Genomic DNA, 8,709 nt, shown 5'->3' on the forward strand with positions numbered 1-8,709 from the left:
GGCGTTCGTCGTTGATGGTCGCGCTGACGCTGGGCATCGCGTGCGTCGCGACCGCGGCCGGCATCGATGTGCGTGCGCAGGCGATCGACAGCACCGCCAGCTACCTGCAGCGCATGGACCGCGACGGAGACGGCCGCGTCAGCCTGGACGAATACCTGGCCTGGATGAGCTACGCCTTCGACGCGCGCGACCTCGACCACGACGGCGTGCTCAGCCCCGCCGAACTGCCCGGCGGCCGCGGCCCGCCGATCACCCGCGCGCAACACCTCGCCACCCTGACCGCCCGCTTCCGCAAGCAGGACACCAACGGCGACGGCTACCTCAGCGCGCGGGAGTTGGCGGCACCGCCGCAGTAGGGGACGCCGATCCGGCGGGCGCTGTGCTCGCCGATTCCGGGGCTGGCGCTGCGGTGTCCGGCGCAGAGGCGAGTCTGCGAGCAGAAACCAGGTGCAGCAGCGCGACAGAAAGAAAGGCAATGGCGGTTGCATGCGTCTGCAGGCAGACCATCACCCAGGCGAACAAGCAATACATCGCCGCAAGCTTGCGGTGCATGGACGGCAGCATGGTGATGGCTTTTATCCGCATCAGCGCGACGTCGCCTCGCGATCCGGGATCCAAAGACATTCGTGCATCAGGTGACGCCCTCCAAGACCCAGGCCTTGCAGCGCTGGAAATTCTCTTCCCCTTTCCAGACCTCGGTATAGGTGGGTCCGCGCACGCGTTCGATCAGTTCCAGGGCTTTCTCCCGATCGCGCGCCAGGCAGGCGAAGCGGGCAAAATTCTGCAAATTCCATTCGTCCGCATAGACTTTGAGCACGTCGTCGATGCCAGCGCGCATGGTCGACCAGCGCGCCAGCGATTCGGTGAACAAGCGTTCGTCATAGATCGATTGCGAGGCGTACCAATAGATGCGTGCGTACAGTCCCTGGCCTTCCCGCTCACGTGTGCGCTCCATCGCCATCCTGGCGAAGCGTTCGATGTCGACCGCACTGCCTCCCCACTTGGGCGAATAGAACTCGATCGCCTGAAAGTAGATTTCGTAGTATTCCGGGTACCGGGTCATCCCTTCATTGATCAAGGCTTGGAACCGCGCATCGTCCCATTGCTGCGCCTTGGCTACCGCCTCCATCTTGATGTACCACTCCGGATCCAATGAGGCGATCTGCTTATTGTCCTCAAGATAGCGCCTGGTCGCCTCGATTCCCTCTCTGAACGGCGCCCAGTCTTCTGCGCGTACCGTGTTCGCATAGCCGCCGCCGCGGCGATGCCATGCACGCCTGGCCAAGACTTCCGCATAGGCAAGCCGAGCGGTGGGAGACTTCGGATACGTCTTTACCCATTGTTCGGCGATGTGCTCCTTTTCAGCCAATGTCGCCTTGTCGTACGACGCGAGCAAATAAAAGCGATTGATTCCGCCATGCAGCACGCTCAACTTCCACACGCCGCTGGACGTCCTTGCCTGTTTTGTTCGGTATAGCGCTGCTAGTTGCTCAAGCGCCGCGAGGTCACCCTGCATCATGGCCTTGGTGGTGCTATCCAGAATGGCTGTGCGTTCCTGGATCTCTTCAGCAACCACACGGGTTGGCAATGCTGATGCGGCAAAAAACAGCAGAAAAATCACTAGGCGATGCAGCTTCCTTTGCATGCAATCAATCTCCTTGAAAAGAGGCTTGCTTTCGCGATGGCGCTTCGCTGTTGGACCAATGCTTACCTGTTTTCGCCCAAGCCAAGTAGGTCATGCCGATCTCCAACAACTGCCACCCCCAATAAGCATTCCCTGCATGCGCATTCATCACAGATACGACGAAGTGAATGGCAATCAACGCCGGCGCGGCTAGGAAAATTGCAACAAAGAAATGGGGCCATGTCCGGGCTGCGCGAATCGCGGACGCGAGGTACACGCACAGCGTGATCCCAGGGAAGAAGATCAGATAGCGCAGATAGTCCCCCGCGTCGTACTGATCAAGGAGATGCCGGTTGGCGAAAAAGGTATTCAATCCAGCCAGGAAAAACAGTGCGAATGACATAAACACTGGCACCCATTTGATGAACTTCATGCTTCACCTGCGGCCGCTATCAGCGACGCCGTAGAACGCATGGCGACCGGGTAGGCCGCAGTGGGCGCAGCGGGGAAAAGTCTGCGGAATGCCCGATTCTGGGCAGATGGCCTCAGCCGCGAGTTGGGCGGTAGAGCGAACGGAAATACCACGTTGCGCATCCGACAATCCTTGTCATCACTGAGGCCGATGCTAGTCGAGACCCGTGCCGCTGGCAATCGAGGGCCGGCTGTGGCCATCGCAATGAACCATCCGACGAAACTTGTGCGCATGCACCCACTTCGATGTGCGTCTGGCTGGAGGCGATGCATCCAACGCTGGAAAACGCCCCTAATGATAGAGTTGGTAGCTCCTAGTTCCCGCCCGACCGCTACGGCCGCGTTCCATGCCCGAACTCCCCGAAGTCGAAACCACCCGGCGCGGCCTGGAGCCGCATCTGTCGGGGCGGCGCATCCATGGGGTGATCCTGCGGCGGCCGGATCTGCGCTGGCCGATTCCGCCGGAGGTGGCCGAGCGGTTGCCCGGGCAGCGCATCGAGGGCATTCGCCGGCGCGCCAAGTATCTGTTGCTGGACACCGCGGTCGGTAGTGCGCTGCTGCATCTGGGCATGTCCGGCAGCTTGCGCGTGCTGCCGGGCGACACGCCGCCGCGGGCGCACGACCACGTCGACATCAGCCTGGAAGACGGCCGGGTGCTCCGCTTCAACGACCCGCGCCGGTTCGGCTGCCTGCTGTGGCAGGCGCCGGGCGAGACCCATCCGCTGCTCGCCGAGCTGGGGCCGGAGCCGCTGTCGGAGGCGTTCGACGGCGATCATCTGTTCCGGCTCAGTCGCGGCCGTACCGCGCCGGTCAAAACCTTTTTGATGGATCAGCGCATCGTGGTCGGGGTGGGCAACATCTACGCGGCAGAGAGCCTGTTCCAGGCGGGCATCAGTCCGCTGCGCGAGGCCGGCGACGTCTCGCGTGCCCGTTACGCACGCCTGGCCGAGGCGGCCAAGGCGATCCTGGGTTATGCGATCCAGCGCGGCGGCACGACCCTGCGCGATTTCATCAGCCCGGACGGGGCGCCGGGCTACTTCGAGCAGGAGCTGTCGGTCTACGGCCGCGAGGGCGAGGCCTGCAAGCGTTGCGGACGCACGCTGCGCCACGCCAGCATCGGCCAACGCGCCAGCGTCTGGTGTGGCCACTGCCAGCGCTGAGCAACGAACGCGATCGCGCTGCACGCACCGGCGAAGGCGGTGCGGCGCCCGCAGGGACACCGGCAGCACCGCGCTTCTTGCAGCGTCTCGGCACGATGGGCCGTCGCGATCGCGAGCGCGATTCAGCCGCGACGGGCCTTGCCGGTAACGGGTCTGCTCAAGCGCACATGTCGGTGGGCTTTTCAGCGGGCCTTGTCGCGTCGTTAGCGGCTCCAGAAGAGGCCTTGCCCACTCGGGCATAGCGACGCCGCTGTGGTCGGGCCGGCAACTGTCTCGGCCGGGGCCCGCCCACCTCCAGCACGTCTGCGTCCGGGGCTCGCACCCAAGGACACCATCCATCACCGCCACCTTCGGCGCCGCTTGTCTATGATGGGCGTCCTTTTCCGTTTCGATCCGGCCATGCAACGACGCGATTTCCTCAAGAACGCCGCCGCCGCCTTCGCCGCCATGGGCTTGCCGGCGATGCCGATGCTCGGCCAGGCGGCCCCTGCGGTGGGCCTGCGCCGCCTGGGCAAGCCGCAGCCGTTCGACTACGCTTGGCTCAAGGGCCACGCGCGGGCCATGGCGGATGCGCCGTACCAGAGCCACAAGCGGGCGCTGCCGGCGCCGGTGGAGGGCTTGACCTGGGACCAGTACCAGTCTATCCGCTACCGCCAGGATCACGCGTTGTGGGCGGCCGAGCAGGGCCCGAAGTTCCAGGCCAAGTTCTTCCACCTGGGGCTGTACTTCAAGACGCCGGTGCACATGTTCGACCTGGTCGACGGGCAGGCGCAGGAACTGGCCTACGACAGCGCGGCGTTCGATTACGGCAGCAGCGGGCTGAAGGGCAAGCCGCTGCCGAAGGAACTGGGCTTCGCCGGTTTCCGCCTCAACACCAAGCAGGACACCGAGCGCGACTTCGCCGCGTTCCTCGGTGCCAGCTACTTCCGTGCGGTCGGCAAGGAGGGCCAGTACGGCCAGTCGGCGCGCGGGTTGGCGATCGATACCGGCACCGGCGGCCCGGAGGAGTTCCCGGACTTCATCGCCTACTGGCTGGAGCAGCCCAAGGCCGGCTCGGACACGGTGGTGGTGTATGCGCTGCTGGATTCGCCCAGCGTGGCCGGTGCCTACCGCTTCGCGATCACCAATGGCGACGTGTTGCTGATGGACATCGACAGCGCGTTGTATCCGCGCAAGACCATCGAGCGCCTGGGCCTGGGGCCGTGCACCAGCATGTACCAGGTGGGCGAGAACGACCGCCGCATGGATTGGGACTGGCGCCCGGAGATCCACGACACCGACGGCCTGGCGATGTGGACCGGCGGCGGCGAGTGGATCTGGCGGCCGCTGTGCAATCCGCCGCATCTGCGCTTCAACATGTTCGTCGACGAGAACCCGCGCGGTTTCGGCCTGCTGCAGCGCGACCGCAACTTCGATCATTACCAGGACGACGGCGTGTTCTACGAGAAGCGCCCGTGCCTGTGGGTGGAGCCGAAGCAGGGCTGGGGCAAGGGCTCGGTGCAACTGGTGGAGATCCCCACCGTCGACGAGACCTTCGACAACATCGTCGCGTTCTGGAATCCGCAGGACAAGCCGCAGCCCGGACAGGAGCTGCTGTTCGGCTACCGCCTGTACTGGGGCGCACAGGCGCCGGCGTCCTCGCCGCTGGCGCACTGCGTGGCCACCCGCACCGGCCTGGGCGGCGTGGTCGGGCAGAAGCGGCATTACTTCTCGTGGCGCTTCGCGGTGGATTTCGTCGGCGGCGAACTGGCCAAGCTGGGCAAGGAGAAGGACGCCAAGGTCGAGGCGGTGCTGCAGCTCAACCGCGGCCGCACCGAGATCGTCTCGGCGCGGCCGTTGCACGAGATCTCCGGCTACCGCGCGATGTTCGACGTGGTGCCGCCGGACGACGGCACCGAGCAGATCGACATCCGCCTGTACCTGCGCAGCGGCGAGCGCCCGCTCACCGAAACCTGGCTGTACCAGTGGACGCCGCCGCCGGCGGCCGAGCGCAAGCTGTATTGAGCGCAACCGCGCGCGCTGCCTGCCGGGCAGCGTGCGTGTGCTTGGATCGGGCATTGCGCTCGCATTTCAGTCCTGGCGCAGCCGGGTGTGCGAGCTTGGTGCGCATCGCGCGTCGCGGCTGAAGTCGCCCCCACAGGAGCGCACAGGCCCGGCACTGGGCTGCTGTGGGAGGGACTTCAGTCCCGACGCGGGAATGGCTCCGCGTTCAGTGCTTGCCCGGCTCCTGCGAAGGTGTGGTCGCCCGGGGCCGCAGCGGCGGGGCCAGGCAGGGCGAGCAGCAGGGCACAGGCCAGTGCGGTGCCGCTGCCGGCAAAAAATCCTTTGAACGAAAGCATTTTCCTCATCCCATGAGTGAGCGATCGGCGCGATTCTAGGCATGCCGCCGGGTGCGCTCCATAGACTGATGGCATAGGCACAGGCGCCTGCGCGGCAATCGTCAGCGGCGGTTCATCGCGGACCGATCCGACGCACCAGTGCGGTGCGTCGCGCGTTGCATGCGGGTTACAGCGGCAGTGCGATCTGCAGCGGATCGATGCGGCCTTCGCCGCGCATGATCTTCTTGAACTCGGGGCGGCTGACCGACACGTAGCGTTCGTTGCCGCCGATCTCCACCTGCGGGCCGTCCTGCACCGCATGGCCGTTCTCGTCCACGCGCACGGTCATCGTCGCCTTGCTGCCGGTGTGGCAGATGGTCTTGATCTCCTGCAGTTCGTCGGCCCAGGCCAGCAGGTACTGGCTGCCCTCGAACAGCTCGCCGCGGAAATCGGTGCGCAGGCCGTAGCACAGCACCGGGATGCGCAGCCGGTCGACCACTTCGCTGAGTTGCCAGACCTGGGCGCGGCTGAGGAACTGCGCTTCGTCCACCAGCACGCAATGCAGTGGCCCGTGGCTGGCGATGTCGGCCTCGAGGGTGGCCAGCAGATCGGTGTCGGCGACGAAGGGCATGCCGTCGGCGCGCAGGCCGATGCGCGAGGCGACCACGCCGCTGCCGGCGCGATGGTCCAGCCGCGGCGTCAGGATCGCCGTGCGCATGCCGCGCTCGCGGTAGTTGTGCGCCGACTGCAGCAGCGTGGTGGTCTTGCCGGCGTTCATCGCCGAATAGTAGAAATACAGTTTCGCCATGCCGCCGATTCTAGCGCGGCGGCCGCGCGCCCCGGCCGCCGGGCGGTTCGCGAACCGGTTCAGCGCCGGCGCGGCGGTGGGGCGTCGGCGCCGGCCGGCGCCCGTTACAATGCGCGGCCAAGGGAAGTCTTCATGCACGGTCTCAATCCTCCCCAACGCGCCGCGGTCCTGCATTGCGAGGGTCCGTTGCTGGTGCTGGCCGGCGCCGGCAGCGGCAAGACCCGCGTGATCGTGGAAAAGATCGCGCACCTGATCGCCAGCGGCCGTTACCCGGCCAAGCGCATCGCCGCGATCACCTTCACCAACAAGTCGGCCAAGGAAATGCGCGAGCGCGTGGCCAAGCGCATCCGCAGCGAGGCCGCCGACGGCCTGACCATCTGCACCTTCCACGCCCTGGGGCTGAAGTTCCTGCAGATCGAACACGCGGCGGTGGGCCTGAAGCGCGGCTTCTCGATCTTCGACGCCGACGATGCCGCCGCGCAGATCAAGGACCTGATGCCCGGCGCCAAGCCCGATGCCATCGAGGACGCCAAGAACCTGATCTCGCGCGCCAAGAACGCCGGGCTGTCGCCGGAGCAGGCGATGGCGGCGGCCCGCAGCAACCGCGAGCAGGAGGCGGCCAGCCTGTACGAGCGCTACCAGGCGCGGCTGAGCACCTTCAACGCGGTGGACTTCGACGACCTGATCCGCCTGCCGGTGCAGGTGCTGGAGGAGAACGAAGACATCGTGATGGCCTGGCGCGAGCGCATCGGCTATCTGCTGGTGGACGAAAGCCAGGACACCAATGACGCGCAGTACCGGTTGCTGAAGATGCTGGCCGGCCCGCGCGGCAACTTCACCTGCGTGGGCGACGACGACCAGAGCATCTACGCCTGGCGCGGCGCCAACCCGGAAAACCTGATGCAGATGGGCCGCGACTATCCGGCCCTGCAGATCATCAAGCTGGAGCAGAACTACCGCTGCTCCAACCGCGTGCTGCGCGCGGCCAATGCGTTGATCGCGCACAACCCGCACGAGCATCTGAAGACGCTGTGGAGCGACCAGGCCGACGGCGAGCGCATCCGCGTGTGGGAGTGCCGCGACAGCGAGCACGAGGCGGAGAAGGTGGCCGCCGAGATCGCCTACCTGGGTACCGCCAAGCAGGTGCCGTGGAGCGATTTCTGCATCCTGTTCCGCGGCAACTTCCAGTCGCGGCCGCTGGAAAAGGCGCTGCAGATGGCCAGCGTGCCGTACCACATCACCGGCGGCACCGCGTTCCTGGAGCGGCAGGAGGTCAAGGACGTGCTGTCCTGGCTGCGCCTGCTGGTCAATCCAGACGACGACGCGGCGTTCCTGCGCGCGGTGCAGGCGCCCAAGCGCGAGGTCGGCGCGACCTCGCTGGCCAAGCTGGCCGAACTGGCTTCGGCCAAGCACCTGCCGATGTCGCGCGCGGCCGAGTCGGTGGGCGCGCTGCAGCAGTTGCCGCCGCGCGCGGCCAACGGCCTGAGCGACTTCGTCGACATCCTGCACGAACTGCGCGCGGCCTCGACCACGCTGTCCTCGGCCGACGTGGTGCGCCAGCTCGCCGAGCAGTCGGGGCTGATCCGCGAGCTGCGCAGCCAGTGCAAGGACGAAGCGAGTTTCCAGCGCCGCCGCGGCAACCTGGAGGAACTGGCCAAGTGGTTCGAGGGCGGCCCACGCGGCGCCACCGTCGGCGACCTGGCCGCGCAGCTGGCGCTGCTGTCGCGCAACGACAAGGACGACGGCGGCAACCAGGTGCGGATGATGACCATGCACGCGTCCAAGGGCCTGGAGTTCCGCTACGTGTTCATCGTGGGCTGCGAGGACGGCGTGCTGCCGCACGAGGTCAGCCTGGAAGAGGGCAACCTGCAGGAAGAGCGGCGCCTGCTGTACGTGGGCATCACCCGCGCCAAGGAGCAGCTGTGGATGAGCTACAGCAAGCTTACCCGCAAGTTCGGCGAGCATATCCGGCTCAAGCCCAGCCGCTTCTTCGACGAGATCCCGGCCGAGGAAATGCAGCGCGACGGCGCCGACCCGGTGGCCGACGCCGCGCGCAAGAAGGAACGCGCGAATGCAGGGTTGGCGGCGATCCAGGCGTTGTTTGATTAGAAGCCGGGATTGGGGAATGGGGAATGGGGATTCGTAACGGCGGGGTGCGTTGCGAGTGCGGTCGCTGGGGATGGGGCGTGCGGATGTACGCAGGGGCTAATCGGCTGTTCCTTCTCCCTGCGGGAGAAGGTGCCCGTAGGGGCGGATGAGGGTGCGGGCGAAGCCTCGTGCACTCACACTCCGCGAGTCGCTTCGCGCCGGACCCTCACCCCAACCCCT

General features: G+C 66.3%; 8 protein-coding genes. 4 read left to right on the forward strand and 4 right to left on the reverse strand.

Translation table 11 applies throughout. The features are described 5' to 3' along the window. Positions 1 to 14 precede the first annotated feature (14 nt). On the forward strand, positions 15 to 356 hold the full coding sequence (locus tag D588_RS0105555; RefSeq protein ID WP_017915269.1) for an EF-hand domain-containing protein: 342 nt from the start codon (positions 15 to 17) through the stop codon (positions 354 to 356). Here the strand turns inward: D588_RS0105555 and D588_RS27680 are convergent. From D588_RS27680 to D588_RS0105565, 3 genes are read right to left on the reverse strand one after another with little or no spacing between them, the layout of a single operon-like run. Next, entirely contained in the window at positions 322 to 624 is a 303-nt protein-coding gene (locus D588_RS27680) for a hypothetical protein (RefSeq protein ID WP_157836425.1), read from the reverse strand. The genes D588_RS0105555 and D588_RS27680 overlap by 35 nt on opposite strands. 7 nt (positions 625 to 631) lie before the next feature. Continuing rightward, complete coding sequence (locus D588_RS27685) at positions 632 to 1,645, reverse strand: DUF4034 domain-containing protein (RefSeq protein WP_026143416.1); 1,014 nt, start codon at positions 1,643 to 1,645, stop codon at positions 632 to 634. A 4-nt stretch (positions 1,646 to 1,649) separates the two neighbouring features. Beyond that, positions 1,650 to 2,057 carry a hypothetical protein gene (locus D588_RS0105565; protein ID WP_017915271.1) on the reverse strand — a complete coding sequence of 136 codons (408 nt, stop codon included), beginning with the start codon at positions 2,055 to 2,057 and terminating at the stop codon, positions 1,650 to 1,652. Positions 2,058 to 2,442: 385 nt separating this feature from the next. Between D588_RS0105565 and mutM the strand changes: the two genes are divergently transcribed. Together mutM and D588_RS0105575 are read left to right on the forward strand one after the other, a co-directional pair. Beyond that, positions 2,443 to 3,255: a bifunctional DNA-formamidopyrimidine glycosylase/DNA-(apurinic or apyrimidinic site) lyase gene (gene mutM / locus D588_RS0105570; RefSeq protein WP_017915272.1), complete on the forward strand. Its 813-nt coding sequence runs from the start codon at positions 2,443 to 2,445 to the stop codon at positions 3,253 to 3,255. A gap of 399 nt (positions 3,256 to 3,654) precedes the next feature. Further along, positions 3,655 to 5,259 carry a glucan biosynthesis protein D gene (locus D588_RS0105575; RefSeq protein WP_039726155.1) on the forward strand — a complete coding sequence of 535 codons (1,605 nt, stop codon included), beginning with the start codon at positions 3,655 to 3,657 and terminating at the stop codon, positions 5,257 to 5,259. 501 nt (positions 5,260 to 5,760) lie between these two features. Here D588_RS0105575 and D588_RS0105580 read toward each other — a convergent pair. After that, positions 5,761 to 6,381: a thymidine kinase gene (locus D588_RS0105580; protein WP_017907968.1), complete on the reverse strand. Its 621-nt coding sequence runs from the start codon at positions 6,379 to 6,381 to the stop codon at positions 5,761 to 5,763. Between the two features lie 132 nt (positions 6,382 to 6,513). Here D588_RS0105580 and rep point away from each other — a divergent pair, with 132 nt between their 5' ends. Next, a complete protein-coding gene (rep, locus tag D588_RS0105585; RefSeq protein ID WP_010340793.1) occupies positions 6,514 to 8,490 on the forward strand; it encodes a DNA helicase Rep in 1,977 nt (658 codons plus the stop codon). Positions 8,491 to 8,709: the final 219 nt, after the last annotated feature.

The sequence above is a fragment of the Xanthomonas sp. SHU 308 genome (assembly GCF_000364645.1).
GTDB classification, from domain to species: domain Bacteria; phylum Pseudomonadota; class Gammaproteobacteria; order Xanthomonadales; family Xanthomonadaceae; genus Xanthomonas_A; species Xanthomonas_A sontii.